The 20,483-nt window shown below is 72.2% G+C and carries 18 protein-coding genes; 17 read left to right on the top strand and 1 reads right to left on the bottom strand.

Features of this window, described 5'->3' with window-relative positions; translation table 11 throughout:
• The first annotated feature begins 50 nt into the window (after positions 1-50).
• From ACQB60_RS14225 to ACQB60_RS14190, 8 genes are all read left to right on the top strand, one after another.
• Positions 51-1,019, top strand: a complete 969-nt coding sequence (locus ACQB60_RS14225) for an NADPH:quinone oxidoreductase family protein (protein WP_496926306.1) — start codon at positions 51-53, stop codon at positions 1,017-1,019.
• A complete protein-coding gene (locus ACQB60_RS14220; protein ID WP_496926305.1) occupies positions 1,016-2,236 on the top strand; it encodes an acyl-CoA dehydrogenase family protein in 1,221 nt (406 codons plus the stop codon). Before ACQB60_RS14225 ends, ACQB60_RS14220 begins: the two co-directional genes overlap by 4 nt.
• A complete protein-coding gene (locus ACQB60_RS14215) occupies positions 2,233-3,333 on the top strand; it encodes an acyl-CoA dehydrogenase family protein (RefSeq protein WP_496926304.1) in 1,101 nt (366 codons plus the stop codon). Before ACQB60_RS14220 ends, ACQB60_RS14215 begins: the two co-directional genes overlap by 4 nt.
• Positions 3,334-3,468: 135 nt before the next feature.
• A complete protein-coding gene (locus ACQB60_RS14210; protein WP_496926303.1) occupies positions 3,469-5,064 on the top strand; it encodes an ABC transporter substrate-binding protein in 1,596 nt (531 codons plus the stop codon).
• Between the two features lie 32 nt (positions 5,065-5,096).
• A complete protein-coding gene (locus tag ACQB60_RS14205; RefSeq protein ID WP_496926302.1) occupies positions 5,097-6,062 on the top strand; it encodes an ABC transporter permease in 966 nt (321 codons plus the stop codon).
• The gene (locus ACQB60_RS14200) at positions 6,055-6,927 is read left to right on the top strand and encodes an ABC transporter permease (RefSeq protein ID WP_496926301.1); all 873 of its coding nucleotides are present in this window, start codon (positions 6,055-6,057) and stop codon (positions 6,925-6,927) included. Before ACQB60_RS14205 ends, ACQB60_RS14200 begins: the two co-directional genes overlap by 8 nt.
• A gap of 89 nt (positions 6,928-7,016) precedes the next feature.
• Positions 7,017-8,123 carry an ABC transporter ATP-binding protein gene (locus ACQB60_RS14195; protein ID WP_496926632.1) on the top strand — a complete coding sequence of 369 codons (1,107 nt, stop codon included), beginning with the start codon at positions 7,017-7,019 and terminating at the stop codon, positions 8,121-8,123.
• Positions 8,116-8,772, top strand: coding sequence for an ABC transporter ATP-binding protein (locus tag ACQB60_RS14190; protein WP_496926300.1), 657 nt, complete (start codon positions 8,116-8,118; stop codon positions 8,770-8,772). Before ACQB60_RS14195 ends, ACQB60_RS14190 begins: the two co-directional genes overlap by 8 nt.
• A 30-nt stretch (positions 8,773-8,802) precedes the next feature.
• Here the strand turns inward: ACQB60_RS14190 and ACQB60_RS14185 are convergent, their stop codons facing one another.
• Positions 8,803-9,612 (bottom strand): DeoR/GlpR family DNA-binding transcription regulator, encoded by an 810-nt coding sequence (locus ACQB60_RS14185; protein ID WP_384850049.1) that lies wholly within the window; start codon positions 9,610-9,612, stop codon positions 8,803-8,805.
• Between the two features lie 281 nt (positions 9,613-9,893).
• Here ACQB60_RS14185 and ACQB60_RS14180 point away from each other — a divergent pair, with 281 nt between their 5' ends.
• The 9 genes from ACQB60_RS14180 to ACQB60_RS14140 all read left to right on the top strand — a co-directional run bounded on the left by ACQB60_RS14180 (position 9,894) and on the right by ACQB60_RS14140 (position 20,481).
• Positions 9,894-11,252, top strand: a complete 1,359-nt coding sequence (locus ACQB60_RS14180; protein ID WP_496926299.1) for an MFS transporter — start codon at positions 9,894-9,896, stop codon at positions 11,250-11,252.
• Between the two features lie 7 nt (positions 11,253-11,259).
• Positions 11,260-12,804, top strand: a complete 1,545-nt coding sequence (locus ACQB60_RS14175) for an FGGY family carbohydrate kinase (protein ID WP_496926298.1) — start codon at positions 11,260-11,262, stop codon at positions 12,802-12,804.
• The gene (locus ACQB60_RS14170; RefSeq protein ID WP_496926297.1) at positions 12,797-14,320 is read left to right on the top strand and encodes an FGGY-family carbohydrate kinase; all 1,524 of its coding nucleotides are present in this window, start codon (positions 12,797-12,799) and stop codon (positions 14,318-14,320) included. Before ACQB60_RS14175 ends, ACQB60_RS14170 begins: the two co-directional genes overlap by 8 nt.
• Positions 14,317-14,946 carry a histidine phosphatase family protein gene (locus ACQB60_RS14165; protein ID WP_384850038.1) on the top strand — a complete coding sequence of 210 codons (630 nt, stop codon included), beginning with the start codon at positions 14,317-14,319 and terminating at the stop codon, positions 14,944-14,946. Before ACQB60_RS14170 ends, ACQB60_RS14165 begins: the two co-directional genes overlap by 4 nt.
• A gap of 33 nt (positions 14,947-14,979) precedes the next feature.
• Positions 14,980-16,041 (top strand): 2-hydroxyacid dehydrogenase, encoded by a 1,062-nt coding sequence (locus ACQB60_RS14160; protein WP_496926296.1) that lies wholly within the window; start codon positions 14,980-14,982, stop codon positions 16,039-16,041.
• 48 nt (positions 16,042-16,089) lie between these two features.
• Positions 16,090-17,469, top strand: coding sequence for a ribulose-bisphosphate carboxylase (locus ACQB60_RS14155; RefSeq protein WP_384850032.1), 1,380 nt, complete (start codon positions 16,090-16,092; stop codon positions 17,467-17,469).
• 114 nt (positions 17,470-17,583) lie between these two features.
• Positions 17,584-18,459 carry a phosphatidylinositol-specific phospholipase C/glycerophosphodiester phosphodiesterase family protein gene (locus tag ACQB60_RS14150; protein ID WP_496926295.1) on the top strand — a complete coding sequence of 292 codons (876 nt, stop codon included), beginning with the start codon at positions 17,584-17,586 and terminating at the stop codon, positions 18,457-18,459.
• Positions 18,460-18,588: 129 nt separating this feature from the next.
• Positions 18,589-18,783, top strand: a complete 195-nt coding sequence (locus ACQB60_RS14145; RefSeq protein ID WP_496926294.1) for a hypothetical protein — start codon at positions 18,589-18,591, stop codon at positions 18,781-18,783.
• Positions 18,784-18,888: 105 nt separating this feature from the next.
• Positions 18,889-20,481 carry a hypothetical protein gene (locus tag ACQB60_RS14140; protein ID WP_496926293.1) on the top strand — a complete coding sequence of 531 codons (1,593 nt, stop codon included), beginning with the start codon at positions 18,889-18,891 and terminating at the stop codon, positions 20,479-20,481.
• Positions 20,482-20,483 lie beyond the last annotated feature (2 nt).

Below are 20,483 nucleotides of genomic sequence, written 5' to 3'. Positions count from 1 at the left end.
CGCTTAGTATGCCGTTGAGCCCGGTCGACGACAGCCCGTGGAGGCCCCGCATGCAGGCATGGCAAGTGCACGAGAACGGCGAGCCGGGCGAGGTGATGCGCCTCGCGGACGTGGACCGGCCTGTGCCCGCCGAGGGGCAGGTCCTGGTGAAGGTCCGCGCCGCCAACATCAACTTCCCGGACGCGCTGCTCTGCCGGGGCCAGTATCAGGTCAGGCCGCCGCTGCCGTTCACGCCCGGCGTGGAGATCTGCGGCGAGACCGAGGACGGGCGGCGCGTCATCACCAACCCGGCGCTCCCGTACGGGGGTTTCGCGGAGTACGCGGTCGCGGACGCCGCCGCCCTGCTGCCCGCCCCCGACGCCCTCGACGACGCGGAGGCCGCCGCCCTGCACATCGGCTACCAGACGGGCTGGTTCGGCCTGCACCGGCGCGCGCACCTCCAGGAGGGGGAGACGCTCCTGGTGCACGCCGCCGCGGGTGGCGTCGGCAGCGCCGCCGTCCAGCTCGGCAAGGCCGCGGGCGCCAAGGTCATCGGTGTCGTCGGGGGAGCGGACAAGGCGGTGGTCGCCCGCGAGCTCGGCTGCGACCTGGTCCTGGACCGGCGCGCCGACGACATCGTGGGCGCCGTGAAGGAGGCCACCGGCGGCAGGGGCGCGGACGTCGTCTACGACCCCGTCGGCGGCACCGCCTACGCACAGTCCGCCAAGTGCGTGGCCTTCGAGGGCCGCATCCTCGTCGTCGGGTTCGCGAGCGGCGCCATCCCGACGCCCGCACTCAACCACGCCCTGGTGAAGAACTACGCGATCGTGGGCCTGCATTGGGGCCTCTACAACACCAAGGACCCGCGGTCGATCGCGCGCTGCCACGAGGAGCTGACCGAGCTCGCGGCCAAGGGTGCGATCAAGCCGCTGATCAGCGAGCGCGTGGCCCTGGGCGGCGCGGCCGCCGCCGTGCAGCGCGTCGCGGACGGGGTCACCACCGGCCGGGTCGCCGTCGTTCCGGAAGGAGCCGCCGCATGACCGACGCCGAGAAGGCCACCACGAAGGCAGCCGTGGACGAGGCCGAACTGCGCCGCCGTACCCAGGAGTTGCTCGCCGCGCACCCGCCGGGGGCCACCGACCGCCTCGACTTCCTCAAGGCCCGCTTCGACGCGGGGCTCGCCTGGGTGCACTTCCCCGAGGGGCTCGGCGGGCTCGGCGTGCCACGGACCCTGCAGGCCGTCGTGGACGAGGAGCTGGAGCTCGCGGGCGCGCCCGACAACGACCCGCGCCGGATCGGCATCGGGCTCGGCATGGCCGCGCCCACCGTCCTCGGCTTCGGCACGGACGAGCAGAAGGAGCGCTTCCTGCGGCCCCTGTGGGTCGGCGAGGAGGTGTGGTGCCAGCTCTTCAGCGAGCCCGGCGCCGGGTCCGACCTGGCCGCGCTCGGCACCCGGGCCGTGCGGGACGAGGCGACCGGCGACTGGGTCGTCAACGGCCAGAAGGTGTGGACCTCCAGCGCCCACCTGGCCCGCTGGGCCATCCTCATCGCCCGCACCGACCCGGACCTGCCCAAGCACCGCGGCATCACCTACTTCGTGTGCGACATGACCGACCCCGGCGTCGAGGTGCGGCCGCTGCGGCAGATCACCGGCGAGGCCGAGTTCAACGAGGTCTTCCTCACCGATGTGCGGATCCCCGACAACCGGCGCCTCGGCCCCGTCGGCGACGGCTGGAAGGTCGCACAGACCACGCTCATGAACGAGCGGGTCTCCATCGGCGGCATGCGCATCCCGCGCGAGGGCGGCATGATCGGCCCGGTCGCCGCCGCCTGGCGCGCACGCCCCGAGCTGCGCACCCACGACCTGCACCAGCGCCTGCTGAAGCTCTGGGTCGAGGCCGAGGTGGCCCGCCTCACCGGCGAGCGGCTGCGCCAGCAGCTCGTCGCGGGCCAGCCCGGCCCCGAGGGCTCCGGCATGAAGCTCGGCTTCGCCCGCCTCAACCAGGAGATCAGCGGCCTGGAAGTGGAACTCATGGGAGAACAGGGGCTGTTGTACGACGACTGGACGATGCGCCGGCCCGAACTCGTCGACTTCACCGGGCGCGAGGCGGGCTACCGCTATCTGCGCGCCAAGGGCAACAGCATCGAGGGCGGGACCAGCGAGGTCCTGTTGAACATCGTCGCCGAGCGCGTCCTCGGCCTGCCCGCCGAGCCGCGCACCGACAAGGACGTCGCCTGGAAGGACCTCGCGCGATGAGCGACCTGCTGTACACGCACGAGGAGGAGGCGCTGCGCGCCGCGGTCCGCGACCTCCTCGCCGCCCACTGCCAGCCCGCCTCCGTGCTCGCCCGCAGCGAGTCCGACCAGCCGCACGACCGCGAGCTGTGGAAGGCGCTCACCGAAGGGATGGGGCTCGCGGGCCTCCTCGTCCCCGAGGAGTACGACGGACAGGGCGCCTCACACCGCGAAGCCGCCCTGGTCCTGGAGGAGTTGGGCCGCACGGTCGCGCCCGTGCCGTTCCTGACGAGCGCCGTCATCGCCACCGAGACGCTGCTGATCTGCGCGGGCGGTGCGGCGGCCGAGCTGCTCGGCGGCCTCGCGTCCGGGCGCACCATCGGCGCGCTCGCGGTCGGGTTCGCCACCGCCCCCGGGGGCGCCTTCACCCGCGTACGACACGAGAACGGCGCCCTGCACGGGCAGTTGACCGGCATCGCGGACGCGAGCGTCGCCGACGTCCTCCTGGTCCCCGCCGACGGCGGCCTCTACGCGGTCGACACCGCCCAGCGCGGCGTCACCGTCACGCCGCAGACCTCCCTCGACCGCACCCGGCCGCTCGCCACGGTCACCTTCGAGGCGGCCGCCGCGCGCGTGCTCACCGACGACGCCGAGCACGCCGAGCAGTCGGTGCGCCTCGGCCTGCGGGCCGGGGCCGGACTGCTCGCCTCCGAGCAACTCGGCCTCGCCGAATGGTGTTTGACGGAGACCGTCCGCTACACGAAGGAGCGGAACCAGTTCAACCGGCCCGTCGGCTCCTTCCAGGCGCTCAAGCACCGGCTCGCCCAGCTCTGGCTGGAGACGGTGGGCGTCCGCGCCGCCGCCCGGCACGCCGCCGACGCCCTCGCCACCGGCAGCGACGAGCCGAACCTCGCCGCCGTCCTCGCGCAGGCGTACGCCGCCCCGGTCGCGGTGCACGCCGCCGAGGAGGCGCTCCAGCTGCACGGCGGCATCGGCATGACGTGGGAGCACCCCGTGCACCTCTACCTGAAGCGCGCCAAGGCCGACGCGATCGCCCTCGGGACGGCGGGCCGCCACCGGGAGGAACTGGCCGCCCTGGTCGACCTCCAGGCGCCCTGAGGCGCTTCTGCTCCCTGAGATCCTCCCCGCAGCCCGTACGGACCCCCGTACGGGCTGCGCGTTTTACCCACCCATTACATGAGGCATAATTGCGAGCCGTTCGCAATAACGTTTGATCTTCAGTAGGGGTGTGGCATGAGGGCCCGATCGATACGCGCAGCCGGTGTCGCCGCGACGGCGACCGCACTGACGGTTGCCGCGTCGGCCTGTTCGGCGCCGGGCGACGGCAAGGGGTCCGGCGGCGCGAAGGACTCGGCGGTCGTCGGCATCGCGTACGAACCGGAGACCCTCAGCCCGCTCCTCGGCTTCGGCAAGGACGGCAACTCCAAGATCTTCGACGGCCTGCTCACGCACGACGCCGACATGAAGCTCAAGCCCGCGCTCGCCGCCGCGCTCCCCAAGGTCACCGACGACGGCAAGACCTACACGTACGAGCTGCGCAAGGGCGTCAAGTTCAGCGACGGCAAGCCCTTCACGTCCAAGGACGTCGTCTTCACCTACGAGACGATCCTCGACAAGAAGACCAACAACGCCTCCAAGACCGAGCTCGACGCCGTCAAGAGCGTCCAGGCCAAGGGCGACGACACCGTCGTCTTCCACCTGAAGTACCCCTACGCGCCGTTCGCCGAGCGCACCGTCCTGCCCATCGCGCCCGAGCACATCGCGGGCAAGCAGGACGTGAACACCGGCGACTTCACCAAGAAGCCCATCGGCACCGGCCCCTACAAGCTGGTGAACTGGTCCAAGGGCGAGAAGCTGACCTTCAAGGCGAACCCCGGCTACTGGGGCGGCGCACCGAAGATCAAGAACTTCACGATGGCGATCATCAAGGACGACGACATCCGCGCCACGCGCCTGCGCACCGGCGACCTCGACGGCGCCATCCTGCCGCCCAACCTGGCCAAGACGTTCAAGGGCGACGGCGACAAGAAGACGTACGCCGCCAAGACCTTCGACTACCGCGTCGTGACGCTGCCCACCGGCAACAAGGTCGCGGGCGACACCGACGTCCGCCGCGCCCTCGACATCGGCGTGGACCGCGCGGCCATGGTCAAGTCGATCCTGGAGGGCGCGGGCAAGGAAGCCTACGGGCCGGTCCCGACCGACAGCCCCTGGTTCACCAAGGGCACCGAACGCAAGCAGGACCTCGCCAAGGCCAAGAAGATCCTCGACGACGCGGGCTGGAAGCCGGGCAAGGACGGCATCCGCGAGAAGGACGGCGTCACGGCCACCTTCCCGCTCTGGTACCTCACCGGCGACAAGCTCCGCCAGGACCACGCCCTCGCCTACGCCTCCGACGCCAAGAAGCTCGGCATCAAGGTCGAGGTGCAGTCCGGCACCTGGGAGGTCATCGAGCCGCGCATGCCCAAGGACGCGGTCCTCGCGGGCGGCGGCGCCCCCGCCGACCCGGACTTCGACCAGTACCTGATGCTCAAGTCCGCGCTCGCGGGCGACGGCTTCAACAACATGGCGCACTACAAGAACGCCACGGTCGACAAGGCCCTGGAGGACGCCCGCGAGACGGACGACCGGGCCAAGCGCAAGGCCGCCTACGATCGCGTCCAGCGCGAGCTCGTGAAGGACCCCGGCTACACCTTCCTCACCCACATCGACCACCTCTACGTCGTCGACAAGGGCTACGGCGACCTGAGCACCCAGGTCGAGCCGCACGACCACGGCCTCGCCTCCGGCCCGTGGTGGAACGTCGAGGACTGGCAGACGAAGAAGTGAAGTCCCCCCGCCGGGCGCTCCCTTGGGGGCCGATGGCGCGCCTGACGGCACGGCGGGCCCTGTTCGCCGTGCCCGTCCTGCTCGCCGTCACCTTCGGGGTCTTCGCGATCGCCGCGCTCTCCCCGTTCGACCCCGTCAAGGCGTACGCCGGGAACGCCGGGCTCACCGCCTCCCAGGAGAACCTCGACCAGCTGCGCGCCAACCTCGGCGTGGACAAGCCGCTCGTGGGCCGCTGGTGGGACTGGCTGACCTCGGCCGTCACCGGGGACCTCGGGCAGTCCAGCACCCTGCGCCAGCCCGTCGCCGACGCCATCGGCGAGCGCGTCGGCTGGTCGGTGCTGCTCGCCGCGACCGCGTTCGCCGTGGCGATCGTGCTCGGCACCCTGCTCGGCGTGCTGGCCGCCCGCCGCCCCGGCGGCTGGCTCGACCGCGCGGTGACCTCCCTCGCCTACACGCTGGAAGCCGCGCCCCCGTTCTGGCTCGGCCTGCTCGCCGTGTGGTTCTTCGCCCTGAAGCTCGGCGTGCTGCCCGCGGGCGGACTCACCGACACGGCGAGCTCCACCGTCTCGGCCGGACAGGTCCTGCACCACCTGGTGCTGCCCGCCGGGGTGTTGGCGGTGTCCCAGCTGCCGTGGTTCGTCCTGTACGTGCGCCAGGGCGTGGGCGACGCGCTCGGCGACGACCCCGTACGCGGCGCCCGCGCGCGGGGGCTCGCCGAGCGCACCGTGCTGCTCGGGCACGCGCTGCGCTCGGGGATGCTGCCGGTGCTCACGCTCGTCGGCTCCCGGGTGCCCGAACTCATCACCGGAGCGCTCCTGGTGGAGACCGTCTTCAGCTGGCCGGGCATCGCCGCAGCGACCGTGCAGGCCGCGACGTCCGTGGACTTCCCGCTGCTCGCGGCCCTGACCGTGCTCGCCACCGTCGCGGTGCTCCTGGGCAACCTGCTGGCCGACCTGCTGTACGGCCTGGCCGACCCGAGGGTGGGATTCGATGGCTGACACCACGACTGTCTGGCGTGCCCGAGGAGGCGTACGGCGCTCCACGCGCGCGTGGCGTGTGCGGACCTCCGCGGTGCTCGTCGCCGCCGTCGTCCTCACCGTGCTCGTGGTGCCGCCTCTGGTGCACCTGGACGAGCAGGCCGTGGACCTCGCCGCCAAGCTTCGACCACCGTCCTGGGCGCACCCGTTCGGCACCGACGACGTGGGCCGCGACCTGCTGCTCCGCTGTGTGTACGGGCTGCGCGTCTCCCTGCTCGTGGGCGTGGTGGCGGCCGTCGTCGCCACCGTGATCGGCACCGCCGTGGGCGCGCTGGCCGGGGCGCTCGGCGGCTGGGTGGACCGCGTCGTGATGCGGCTCGTCGACGTCTTCTCGTCGGTGCCGCACCTGCTGCTCGGCATCTTCATCGTCGCCATGTTCCGGCCCGGCGTATGGCCGGTGGTGGTGTCCGTGGCGCTCACGCACTGGCTCTCCACGGCCCGCATCGTCCGCGCCGAAGTGCTGTCCCTGCGCTCGCGCCCGTACGTCGACGCGGCCGTCTCCGGGGGTGCCTCGCGGTGGCGGGTCACCGTGCGCCACCTGCTGCCGGGCGTGCTGCCGCAGGCCGGGCTCGCGGCCGTCCTGATGGTGCCGCACGCCATCTGGCACGAGTCCGCGCTGTCCTTCCTCGGCCTCGGCCTGCCCACCCACCAGGCGAGCCTCGGCACCCTCGTGCAGACCGCGCGCGGCTCGCTGCTCGCGGGCGACTGGTGGCCGACGCTCTTCCCCGGCCTGTTCATCATCGTGCCGACCCTGGCCGTCGCCGGGCTCGCGGGCGCCTGGCGGGAACGGATCAACCCGCGCCGCCGATCGGAGCTGATGCTGTGACCGCCTCTGCCTCTGCCTCTGCCCCTGCCTCCGCCTCTGTCGACGCCGCGCCCGTGCTCTCGGTGCGAAACCTCTCCGTGCGCTTCCGGATGCGCGGCGACACCTTCGTACGGGCCGTCAGCGACGCCTCGTTCGACCTCGCGGCGGGGGAGTGCCTCGCCCTCGTCGGCGAGAGCGGCTGCGGCAAGTCGGTGCTCGCCTCCGCGCTGCTCGGCCTGCTGCCGCAGAACGCCGAGACCGCGGGGTCCGCCGTCCTGAGTTCCCCCAGGGGCGACGGCACCGACCTGCTCACCGCCGACGAGCGGACCCTCGCCCGCACGGTGCGCGGGCGCCGCGTCGGCCTCGTGCCGCAGAGCCCCGCCGCCCACCTGACGCCCGTCCGCACGGTCCGCTCCCAACTGGCGGAGACCCTGCGCGCGTTGACGGGCGTCCGCAAGCCGGAGGTGCGCGCGGCCGTGGAGGGGGCGGCCGCGCGCACCTCGTTCCCCGTCGACCACCTGGACCGCTATCCGCACGAGCTGTCGGGCGGGCTCGCCCAGCGCGCCGCGACCGCGCTCGCGCTGATCGGGGACGCCCCGCTGCTCCTCGCGGACGAGCCCACCACCGGGCTCGACCGCGACCTGGTCGACCGCACGGTGGACGAGCTGCGCCGCCACACGGGGGCGGACCGCGCGCTGCTGATGATCACGCACGACCTGGCGGCGGCGGAACGCATCGCCGACCGGATCGCCGTGATGTACGCGGGCCGCATCGTCGAACTCACCGACGCCGCCGCCTTCTTCGGCACGCCCGGCCCGCGCCACCCGTACGCCCGCGGCCTCCTGAACGCCCTGCCCGAGCGGGAGTTCACCCCCATCCCGGGCATGCCGCCCGAGCTGGCCGCCCTCCCGGACGGCTGCGCCTTCGCCGCGCGCTGCCCCCGGGCGAGCGCGGCGTGCGAGGACCAGCCGCCGTTCGTGGGCGGCTTGGCCTGCCATCATCCGGAGGCCGGGCTTGAGCCCGGAGGTGGGGCAGGTGCGGGAGCCGAGCCCGCAGCCGGAGCTGAAGCCGAGAGCGAGACCGAGCCTGCGGCTGGAGCCGGATCGGAGACTGAGGCCGAGTCCGCGGCTGCCGCCGTAGCCGGGACCGAGTCCGAGTCCGCGTCCGTATCCGCGACCGCCGCCGTCACCCCCGCCGAGGAGGCCCGCCATGCTTGAACTCGGCGCCGTCACCGCCGGATACGACCCCCGTGAGCCCGTCTTCCGCGACGTCAGCCTCACCATCGAGACCGGCGAGTCCGTCGGGCTCCTCGGGCCGAGCGGCTGCGGCAAGTCCACCCTCGCCCGGGTCGCCGCACTGCTGCACCGCCCCGACGCCGGACGCGTCGTCATCGACGGAGAGCCCGCCCGCGGCTGGCGCCATCGCGCGCCCCGCGAGCAGCGCACCGCCTTCGGCGTGGTCTTCCAGCAGCCCCGGCTCTCCGCCGACCCCCGGCTCACCCTGGCCGACCTGATCGCGGAACCCCTGCGGGCCACCGGCCGCCCCGAGAAGGGTGAAGTGCGCGAGCGGGTGGGGGAGTTGGCGGACAGCACCGGGCTCGGTGACGATCTGCTGCGGCGCCGTCCGCACGAGGTGAGTGACGGGCAGCTGCAGCGGGCCTGCCTGGCCCGGGCCCTGGTGCTGCGGCCGCGATGGCTGATCTGCGACGAGATGACCGCGATGCTGGACGCCTCCACGACGGCGGCCCTCGTCGCGGTCGTCGAGGAGTACCGGCGCGAGCGGGGTGCGGGGCTGCTCGCCGTCGGCCACGACCGGGCCCTGCTCGAGCGGTGGTGCGACCGGACGGTGCGCTGGAGCGAGCTGTAGCGGAGCGCGGCCCCGTTCGGGAGCGGTGGCTCAGTCCTCGGCCGCCTGCGCCTGGCCCCGCGCCACCACCCGTACCTCCAGGCCGTCCGCGCGCAGCGCCCGTACCCGCTCCGCCGGCAGGCCGTCGTCCACGACCAGCAGGTCGAAATCGGTCACCGGCGCGAGCGCGTACAGCCCGTCGCGGACGAACTTCGAGTGGTCGGCGACCAGCACCCGGCGGGTCGCCGCCGCCATCATCGCCCGCTTGACCTGCACCGTCTCCGGTGACGTGTGATAGCAGCGGCCGCGCGTCACCGCCGTCGTCGACATGAACAGCACATCCGCGCGGAACGCCTCCACGCTGTCGGCCGTGTGCAGGCCCATGAACGCGTCGTACGCCGGGAAGTAGGAGCCGCCGAGCGCGATCAGGGAGACGCCGGGCTCCTTGGCGAGCGCCGCCATCGCGGGCAGCGAGTTCGTGATCACCGTGAGCGGGGTCAGCGACTGGAACTGCCGCGTCATGTGCAGACACGTCGTGCTGTCGTCGAGCAGCACCGTCTGGCCGGGGCGCACCAGCGTCGCGGCGGCCCGTGCGAGCAGCTGCTTCGTCTGCGCCATCGTCGACATGCGCTCGGCGACGCTGCCGTGGAACTGCGCCGAGGGCAGCCCCGTGGCACCGCCGCGCACCTTGCGCAGCCAGCCCTGCGACTGCAGGAAGTCCAGATCCCGGTGGATCGTCATCAGGCTGACGTCGAACTCCTCGGCGAGCTCCGCGGCCCGGACGAAGCCGCCCCCGAGCACCCACTCCCGGATGCGGCGCCGCCGCTCCTCCCGGACGTCCGCCCGGTCCGTCCCCGCCATCGCGTCCGCCGCCTCTCCGGTTCCCGGGTTCCCGCCCGGCCCATCGCTGTGTGAAGTTCCCGAGTGATGATCTCATGGATTTCACAGCCGTGCCGGGCCGTACGGGGGCGTGCGGCCAGTTGAGGGGCGGGGGTCGAAGGTCCTCCTCACACGGCGAACGGCCCCCCGTACGGGATGAATTCCCAGTCGATTGACTTGGCTTTATTCGCACTTGTTAGCTCGGTTCTGCGTCCACCCCGTCCCCCTCGTGGACACCTCAACCACCGCCGCAGGGAGCTTCAATGACGAACACTCCCGTGCCGCCCGCCACGGGCAGCACCGGCCGACCGCGTTCCGTCTTCACACGCGTCGGCATCCCCCAGTCCCTCTCCTGGGGCTACCTCGGACTCCTCGTCTTCATGACCGGTGTCGGCATCGAGGCCGGCTACCTCTCGCCGTACCTGGAGAGCCTCGGCATCTCCGCCTCCCATGTCGCGATGGTCTTCACCGTCTACGGCATCACCGGAGCCGTCGCCGCCTGGTTCGCCGGGGCGCTCTCCGACCTGTGGGGCCCGCGCAAGGTGATGTGGATCGGGCTCATCACCTTCGTCGTCACCCACGTCTTCTTCCTGACGGTGGCCATCCCGAGCGCCGACTATCCGCTGCTGCTCCTCGGCTACGGCCTCCGCGGACTCGCCTTCCCGCTCTTCGCCTACGCCTTCCTCGTCTGGATCGCCGCCGTCGCCCCCGCCCGCCAGATGGGCAGCGCCATGGGCTGGTTCTGGTCCGCCTTCTCCGCCGGACTGCCCACGATCGGCTCGCTCGCCGCGAGCATGCTCATCCCGCACATCGGCGAGCGCGGCACCCTCTGGGCCGCGCTCGGGGTGGTCTGCGCGGGTGGCCTCATGGCGCTCCTCCTGATGCGCGAACGGACCGGGTCGCAGCGCCTCGCACCCGCCGGGGAGAGCCCCATGGCCGGGCTCGTCGGCAGCCTCACCATCCTCTACCGCAACCCGCGCGTCGGCGCCGGAGCGGCGGTCCGGATGTTCAACACCGCCTCCCAGTTCGGCTTCCTGGTCATGCTGCCCGTGTGGTTCGTGAAGGAGATCGGGCTCACCAACGAACAGTGGCTGCGCCTGCTCGCCATCATGTTCGCCACCAACATCGTCACCAACGCCCTCTTCGGCGCCATCGGCGACCGCGTCGGCTGGCGCACCACCGTCGCCTGGTGCGGCGGCCTCGGCTGCACCCTGTCGACCCTCGTCCTCTACTACGTGCCCACGGCGGTCGGTTCGCAGTACCTGGTGTGTGTGCTGGTCGCCGTCTTCTACGGCGCGACGCTCTCCGGATACGTGCCGCTGTCCGCCCTGATGACGGCCATCGCACCCACCCACAAGGGCCAGGCCATGGCCGCCCTCAACCTCGGCGCCGGCGCCTCCACCTTCGTGGGACCGCTCGTCGTCAGCCTCTTCCTCGGGCCGCTCGGGGTCGGCGGAGTCACCTGGATCTTCGCCGGATTCCATGCGGTCAGCGCGCTGCTCACGCTCGTCCTGAAGACGACCGTGCCGCCGCTCGCCCCCTCGCAGTCCCTGCCGCGTCAGGCCGAAATCGGGAATGAACTCGTCGTCGGCGCCACCAGCAGCACTCCGAACGGACGGTGACCCCACCATGTCGGTCCTCGCCATCGATGTCGGCACCACCATGATCAAGTCCGTGGTCTTCGACGACCAGGGCACCGAGATCGCCGTATCGCGGCTCGCCACCGAGGTGCACCGGCGCCACGCGGGCTGGGCCGAGCAGGACATGGACACCGTGTGGAACGCCGTCGTCTACACCGTCCGCAACGCCCTCTCCGAGATCGACGACCCGGTCTGGCTGGTCACCTTCACCGCGCAGGGCGACGGCGCCTGGCTCGTCGACAAGGCCGGGCGCCCCACCGGGCCCGCCATCCTCTGGTCCGACGGGCGCTCCGGCGACATCCTCACCCGCTGGGAGCGCGAGGGCGTCCTCGAAGAGGCGTTCCGCCGCAACGGCTCCCTCACCTGCTCCGGCATGCCGAACGCCATCTTCAGCTGGCTCGGCTCCCGCGACCCGCAGCGCCTGGCCCGCTCCAGCGCCTCGCTGACCGCCGCGGGCTGGCTGTTCCTCAACCTGACCGGCGTCGTCGCGATGGACGAGTCGGACGCCTCGGCGCCCTTCCTCGACCACCGGACGGGCGACTACGACCCGGAGATCATCGACCTCTTCGGCCTCACCGCCTACGCCCGGCTGCTGCCGAAGGTCCTCGGCGAGGAGGAGCGCATCGCCGAGATCACCAAGGAGGCGGCGAGCCAGCTGGGCCTGCCCGAAGGGCTCCCGGTCGTGATGGCCCCCTACGACATCGCCTCCACCGCCCGCGGCGTCGGCGTCGTCAACCCGGGCCAGGCGTGCTCGATCCTCGGCACCACCCTCTGCACGGAGATCGTCCGGCACGACGTCGACACCACCGGCGAGCCGTCCGGCATCAACATCGCCTACCGCGGCCGCGAGCGCATCCTGCGCGCCTTCCCCACCCTCAACGGCGCCGAGGTCCTCGGCTGGGCCTCCAAGCTGCTGCGCCTGGAGGGCGGCCCGCCGGAGCTGTCCGAGCTGGCCTTCACGGCAGCGCCCGGCGCGGGCGGCCTGATGTTCATGCCGTACCTCTCGCCGGCCGGGGAGCGCGCACCGTTCCTCGACCCGCGCGCCCGCGGCGCCTTCTGGGGCCTGTCCCTGGAACACACCCGGGCCGAGATCGCCCGCGGCGTCTTCGACGGACTCTCCCTCGCCCTGCGGGACTCCCTCGTGGCCTCGCGCACGGACGTCACCGAGCTGCGGCTGTGCGGCGGCGGCGCCAACAGCGACGCCTGGTGCCAGCTCATCGCCGACGCCACCGGCGTGCCCACGGCCCGCTCCGGCGACACCGAACTGGGCGCCAAGGGCGCCTTCCTCACCGGCCTGGTGCTCAGCGGCGCCGAGTCGAGCATGCACAGCGCCGCCGCCAAGTACGTGCGGATGCGCACCAGTTGGGAGCCGGATGCGAAGCGCTCCGCCTTCTACGCCGGCCAGTTCGACTCCTTCCTGAAGTGGCGCACCCTCGCCCGCGACTCCGGCTGGAGCGCCGAGGCCGCCGTCCCCGGCCCCCGTACCACGACCGAAGCAGCCGACCGCCCGCACATCGGAGACTTCCATGACTGACCAACTGACCTCCCGGCCGGGCCAGTTGCCCGCCGACGCCGTCTGGCTCGGCCTCGACCTCGGCACCCAGTCGGCCCGCTGCGTCGCCGTCGACGCCACCGGCCAGGTCCTCGCCGCCGCGTCCCGGCCGCTCACCAGCCACCGCGACGGCAAGCGCCATGAACAGGACCCCGAGCAGTGGTGGACCGCCCTCGCCGAGGCGTGCCGGGAGGCCCTCGCCGGCATCGCCCCCGAACGCGTCCGCGGCCTCGCCATCGACGGCACCTCCGGCACCATCCTCCTCGCCGACGCCGCGGGCACCCCCCTCACCCCGGGCCTCATGTACGACGACGGGCGCGCCGCCGAGCAGGCACAGCGCGCCAACGCCGTCGGTGAGCCGGTGTGGCAGGAGCTCGGCTACCGCTCCATGCAGCCCTCCTGGGCGCTGCCCAAGCTGCTGTGGCTCCTGGAGCAGGAGGGCCACGAGACGGCAGCAGCCACCACGGGGGTGCGGCTGCTGCACCAGGTGGACCTCGTGACCTGGCGGCTCGCGGGCCGCCAGGTGGCGAGCGACGCCAGCCACGCCCTCAAGACCGGCTACCACCTGGTCGAGGAGTGCTGGCCCGGCAAGGAGTTCGCCGAACTCGGCGTCCCCGAGGGCCTGTTGCCCGACGTCGTGCGCCCCGGCACCGTCCTCGGCGCCGTGTGCGCCGAGGCCGCCGCGGCCACCGGCATCCCCGAGGGCACCGCGATCGTCGCGGGCATGACCGACGGCTGCGCCGCCCAGATCGGCGCGGGCGCCCTCACCCCCGGCGCCTGGAACTCGGTGCTCGGCACCACCCTCGTCTTCAAGGGCATGAGTCCGCACCTGGTGCGCGACCCGGCCGGGGTCGTCTACTGCCACCGCGGGCCCGGCGACAGCTGGCTGCCCGGCGGCGCCTCCAGCAGCGGCGCGGGCGTCATCTCCCGCGAGTTCCCCGGCGCCGACCTCGCCGAACTCACCGTCCTGGCCGCCGAGTCGGACAGCGACACGGTCGCCTACCCGCTGGTGTCCACCGGCGGCGAGCGGTTCCCGTTCCGCGCCCCCGACGCCGAGCCCTTCGTCCTCGGCGAGCCGCGCTCCGAGGCCGAGCGCTTCCACGCCCACCTCCTGGGCGTGGCCTGCGTGGAGCGGCTCTGCTTCGACTACCTGGACCTGCTCGGCGCCCCCGTCGACGGTCCGCTCACCCTGACCGGCGGCGGCGCGAAGAACCACTACTGGAGCCGGCTCCGCGCCGACGTCATGGGCCGCCCGGTGCGGCTGCCCGAGCAGGCCGAGGGCGCCCTCGGCATGGCCGTCCTCGCCGCCACCTCCAGCGGGGTGTCCGTGCAGGACGCCGCGGCCGCCCTGGTCCGCATCGGCGAGGAGATCCAGCCCGACCCGGCCCGCACCCGCCGCTGGATCCCCGTCTACCTCGCCTTCCTCGACGAACTCGTCCGACGCGGCTGGCTCGACAACGCCGTCGCCGCACACGCCAAGCAGAGGGCAGCACAGTGACCGACTTCATCCTCGTACGCCACGGCGAGACCGTCTGGCACGCCGAGAACCGGTACGCGGGCCGCGCCGACGTGGCCCTCACCGAGCGCGGACTGCACCAGGCCGAACAGCTCGGCGCCTGGGCGCGCGGCCAGCAGATCGACGCCGTGTACACCTCCACGCTGTCCCGGGCCCGCTACACCGCGGCCCCCGCCGCCCGCGCGCTCGGCCTCGAACCCACCGCCGACGAGCGGCTCTGCGAGATCGACTTCGGCGACGGCGAGGGACTGACCATCGCCGAGATGGCCCAGCGGTTCCCCGAGCAGCAGGCCGCCTTCCTGCGCGACCCCGTCGCGAACCACCTCCCGAACGGCGAGGACCCCCGCAAGGCCGCCGAGCGGGCCCGCACCTGCCTGGAGGAGATCGCCGCCGCCCGCCCCGGCGGCCGGATCCTGATCGTCGCGCACAACGCCCTCTTCCGGGTCCTGCTGTGCGACCTCCTCGGCATCGAACTCGGCGCCTACCGGCGGGTGTTCCCGGTCCTCGACAACGGCACCCTCACCGAGGTCCGCCTCAGCGGCGGCAACGCGTCCCTCCTGCGCTTCAACGCGCCGACGCCCGCCGTCCCCGCCATCTCGCTCCCCTGACTCCCCCCCACCCCTCACCGAGAGAGCACCATCATGAGCACCAAGGTCCTCGCCGCAGGCGACCACTTCGTCCTCCCGCACCTCCTCACCGAGGAAGTGGAGAAGGCCACCGCGGCCACCGACGAGACGGTGGACGTCACCGAGCTCAAGCTGCCCTGGCCGCACACCCCCTTCGGCCCCGTCGCCGAGGTCATCGAGGCGTCCGGCACCGAGGACGAGCTGATCGAGGCGCTCCAGGGCGTCGAGGTCTGCGTCACCCAGCTCGCCCCGCTCACCGAGCGGATCCTCGCGGGCTGCCCCGACCTGAAGCTGATGTGCATCAGCCGCGGCGGCCCGGTCAACGCCAACCTGGAGGCGGCCACGAAGCACGGCGTCGCCGTCTGCTACGCCCCCGGCCGCAACGCCGTCGCCACCGCCGAGCACACCCTGACGCTGCTGCTCGCCGCCGCCCGGGGCGTGGGGGACACCCACTACGACATGCGTAACGGTGTCTGGCGCGGCGACTACTACGACTACGACAACTGCGGCATCGAGATCGACGGCGCCACCGTGGGCCTCATCGGCTACGGCGCGATCGGCTCGCGCGTCGCCAAGGTCCTCAAGGCCATGGGCGCCGAGGTCCTCGTCCACGACCCGTACGTCAAGCCCGAGCTGGTCGCGGGCATCGCCGAACCGGTCGGCCTGGACGAGCTGTTGACCCGCTCCCGCATCGTCTCGCTGCACGCCCGCGTGACCGACGAGACCAAGGGCATGATCGGCGCCGAGCAGCTCGCGAAGATGCCGCGCGGCTCCGTCCTCGTCAACTGCGCCCGCGGGGCGCTCCTGGACTACGAGGCGGTCTGCGACGCCCTGGAGTCGGGGCAGCTCAGCGGCTGCGGCTTCGACGTGTTCCCCGAGGAGCCCGTCCCCGCCGACTCCCGCCTGCTCACGGCCCCCGGCGTCGTGATGACCCCCCACATCGCGGGCGGCAGCCAGGAGGTCGCGCACAAGGCGGCCCGCATCGTCGCCGGTGAGGTCGGCCGCTACCTGCGCGGTGAGCCGCTCGCCCACTGCGCCAACCCGGACGTCTTCAAGGCCGCCCCCGCCCAGGGCTGAACGCCGCAGACCCCCCACGAGAATTCAGACTTCTAGGAGAACCACGTCATGGACCAGTCGAACCGGTACGCGCGCCTCGACCTCAGCGAGGCCGAGCTCATCGAGGGCGGCCGCCACGTGCTGTGCGCCTACACCATGAAGCCCAAGGCGGGCTACGGCGACTTCCTCTCCACCGCCGCCCACTTCGCCGCCGAGTCGTCGACCGGCACCAACGTCGAGGTGTGCACCACCGACGACTTCACCAAGGGCGTCGACGCCCTCGTCTACGAGATCGACGAGCCCCGCGAACTCATGAAGATCGCGTACCCGATCGAGCTCTTCGACCGGAACATCATCGACGGCCGCGCGATGCTCGCGTCGTTCCTGACCCTCACCATCGGCAACAACCAGGGCATGGGCGACGTCGAGTACGCCAAGATGCACGACTTCTACGTGCCGCCGGCCTATCTGCGCCTGTTCGACGGCCCGGCCATGAACATCCAGGACATGTGGCGCGTCCTCGGCCGCCCGGTGGTCGACGGCGGCATGGTCGTCGGCACCATCATCAAGCCGAAGCTCGGCCTGCGCCCACAGCCCTTCGCCGACGCCTGCTACGACTTCTGGCTCGGCGGCGACTTCATCAAGAACGACGAGCCGCAGGGCAACCAGGTCTTCGCGCCGCTCAAGGACACGATGAAGGCCGTGGCCGACGCCATGCGCCGGGCCCAGGACGCCACCGGCGAGGCGAAGCTGTTCTCCGCCAACATCACCGCCGACGACCCGGCCGAGATGATCGCCCGCGGCGAGTTCATCCTGGAGACCTTCGCCGAGAACGCCTCGCATGTCGCGTTCCTCGTCGACGGCTACGTGGCCGGTCCCACCTCGGTCACCACCGCCCGCCGGAACTTCCCGAACCAGTTCCTGCACTTCCACCGCGCCGGCCACGGCGCCGTGACCAGCCCCCAGTCGCAGCGCGGCTACACGTCCTTCGTGCACTGCAAGATGACCCGCCTCCAGGGCGCCTCCGGCATGCACACCGGCACCATGGGCTACGGCAAGATGGAGGGCGACGCCGCGGACAAGAACATCGCGTTCATGCTGGAGCAGGACGCTGCCGACGGCCCCTTCTACCACCAGGAGTGGCTGGGCCTGAAGTCCACCACCCCGATCATCTCCGGCGGCATGAACGCCCTGCGCCTGCCCGGCTTCTTCGACAACCTGGGCCACTCGAACGTGATCCAGACCTCCGGCGGCGGCGCCTTCGGCCACAAGGACGGCGGCACCGCGGGCGCCAAGTCCCTGCGCCAGGCCCAGGACGCCTGGCAGCAGGGCATCAAGCTCACCGAGTACGCCAAGGACCACCCGGAGCTGAAGGGCGCCTTCGAGTCGTTCACCGCCGACGCGGACAAGCTCTACCCGACCTGGCGCGACGAGCTCGGCGTCAAGTGAACGCCTGAGGGCAAGTCCGCCAACTCATGGCACGCGCCTCCCTGTTGGCGCCGTACGGGGCACATACTCCCCAAGGCCCGTCACGCCGTACGGCACTACCAGGGAGGCACCGTCATGGCCCGCACCACCCGTCGCAGAGCCCTCACCACCCTCGGCGCCGCCGTCGCAGGATCGCTCGTCGTGCCCGCCCACGCCGCCGCGACCGAGCAGCGCACGGGCGGCCACCACCACCCCCGGCCCCTGTTCCGCGCCCACGCCCACAACGACTACGAGCACCCCCGCCCCCTCCTCGACGCCCTCGACCACCGCTTCAACAGCGTCGAGGCCGACATCTACCTCGTCGACGGACAGCTCCTGGTCGCCCACGACCCGGCCGACCTCGACCCCACCCGCACCCTCGAATCCCTCTACCTGGAGCCCCTTGCGGCGCGCATTCGCGCCAACCACGGCTCCGTGTACCGGGGTTGGCACACCCCGCTGCAGCTCCTCATCGACATCAAGACCGAGGGCGCCTCGACGTACGCCGAGCTCGACCGCCATCTCGCCCGCTACCGGCGCATGTTCACCACGTACGCGAAGGGCAAGGTGCACCGCTCCGCCGTCACCGCCGTGATCTCCGGCGACCGCGCGGCCCGCGGCCCCATGGAGGCACAGCAGTTGCGCCGCGCCTTCTACGACGGGCGCCTCCTCGACATGCTGGCCCCGACCCCCGCGCCCGCCTCCTTCATGCCGCTCATCAGCGACAACTGGACCCTCAGCTTCACCTGGCAGGGCGTGGGGCCGATGCCCGCCGCCGAACGCGACAAGCTGCGCTCGATCGTGGGCAGCGCCCACCAGCGCGGCCAGCGCGTCCGCTTCTGGGCCACCCCGGACCTCGCGGGCCCGGAGCGCGAGGCGGTGTGGACCGAGCTCCTGGCCGCCGGGGTGGACCACCTCAACACCGACGACCTCGCGGGCCTGGAGGCGTTCCTCGACGCGCACGGGCGGTAGCAGGGCCGCGGGCAACGAGCCCCGCACCACCACCCGTTCGGCGGGCACGTCGTGCGTCCGGACGGCCCCTCCGCTGCGCCACACTGACGGCCGAAAGCCGCGGTGCTGACGTGGCGGAGGAGGTTCGACGTGGCCATTTCGGTGTCTGTGGTGCTGCTGCTTCTGATCCTTGCGGTGGTCTTCCTGCGCAACGGGGCGCTGAAGATCTCGCACGCGATCGTCTGCACGCTCCTCGGCTTCTTCCTCGCGGGCAGCAGCATGGCGCCCACGATCCACAACGGTCTGACGGCGACGGCCGACATCGTGAGCGGCCTCCAGCCCTGACCTCCGCGGGCGCGCACCGTCGCCGCATGGCGTGATCGTTGCGGCCTCGTGAACAACTCCCGTGATTGCATGGACACTTCATGGGGTCGGCTCTAGCTTCGGCGCATGCCACGCATGTCTCCCCGGGCCCTGCGCCGAGCGCTCGCCCTGACCCTCACGGTCCCGGCCGCTGCCCTCGCCGTCCCGGCCCACGCCGACGACATCCCCAAGGCCCCCGGCCACCGGCTCGTCGAGCAGTACGCGGGCGCGCCCGTCACCGCCGCCCCGGTGCCCGGACCGACGCCGCCCCAGCACCCCTACCTCGCCGCCAACGGCCGCAGCGGGATGCACGCCGACGCGGCGGGCAGCGGAACCTACCCGTGGAACGGGCCGTTGGGGAAGAAGCCGAAGGTCAGCAGCGAGAAGATGGCGGCGCTCGGCGGCGAGTGCGCCACGGTCACCTTCGACAGGGCGGGCCGCATCGTCACCGTCTGCGGCACCTTCACCGGCTTCCTGGTCAAGCTCCTCGACCCCACGTCGCTGAAGACGCTCGCCGAGTACAAGCTGCCGCAGCGGCCCTCCACCGTCGAGGCCATCACCCGGCTCGACTTCTCGAAGATCTTCAAGGACACCTCGGGCGGCGCCTACTCCTACCTCGACAACGAGGACCGCCTCGTCCTCGCCGACTCCCGCCAGCACATCGTCCGGCTCGCCCACGAGCAGGCGGCGGACGGGAGTTGGCGCTTCGTCGTCGACAAGGACTGGGACCTCACCGGGCAGGTCCCGCACGACTGCGTGAGCTGGACCAACCTCCACCCCAGCGGCGAGTGCGACCCGGTGACGTCCGTGATGCCCGACTGGCAGGGGCGCATCTGGTGGGTGACCCGGCAGGGCCGCATCGGCACCGTCGACCCGAAGGCCGAGTCCGGCTCCGGCGCCATCCGGTCGATCCGGCTCGACGGGGAGGAGATCCAGAACTCCTTCACCGTCGCCGAGGACGGCGTCTCCATCGTCTCCGACCACGCCCTGTACAGCTTCAAGGCCGCCGCCGACGGCACCCCCCAGGTGCAGTGGCGGCAGACGTACGACCGCGGCACCGGCTCCAAGCCCGGCTCGATCAACCAGGGTTCCGGGACGACGCCCGACCTGTTCGGCGCGCACGACGAGTACGTGGCGATCACCGACAACGCCGACGACCGCATGAACGTCCTCGTGTACCGCCGCGACCCCCGGGTACCGGACGACAAGCGTCTCGTGTGCAAGGTGCCGGTCTTCGGCTCCGGCGCCTCCACCACCGACAACTCGATGATCAGCCACGGCAACAGCCTCGTCGTCGAGAACAACTACGGCTACGAGAACATCACTTCGCTCACCTTCGGGCGGAGCGTCGTCGGCGGCGTCAGCCGGGTCGACGTGCGCGCGGACGGCAGCGGCTGCGACACGGTGTGGGAGAGCGACGTGCGCTCCCCGTCGACGGTGCCCAAACTCTCCACCGCCGACGGCCACGTGTACCTCTACACGAAGGAGCCCAACAAGCTGGGCATCGACGCCTGGTACCTGACGGCTGTCGACTTCCGCACCGGCGAGCAGAAGTGGAAGCAGCTCGCCGGCACCGGCCTCGCGTACGACAACAACTGGGCGCCCGTCACGCTCGGACCCGACGGCACCGCGTACGTCGGGGTCTTCAACGGACTGGTGGCGGTGCGCGACAGCGAGTGAGG

The organism is Streptomyces odontotermitis (genome assembly GCF_050510915.1).
GTDB lineage: Bacteria > Actinomycetota > Actinomycetes > Streptomycetales > Streptomycetaceae > Streptomyces.
Note: the sequence above shows the minus strand (reverse complement) of the source record. Positions and strands in the feature narration are given on the sequence as shown.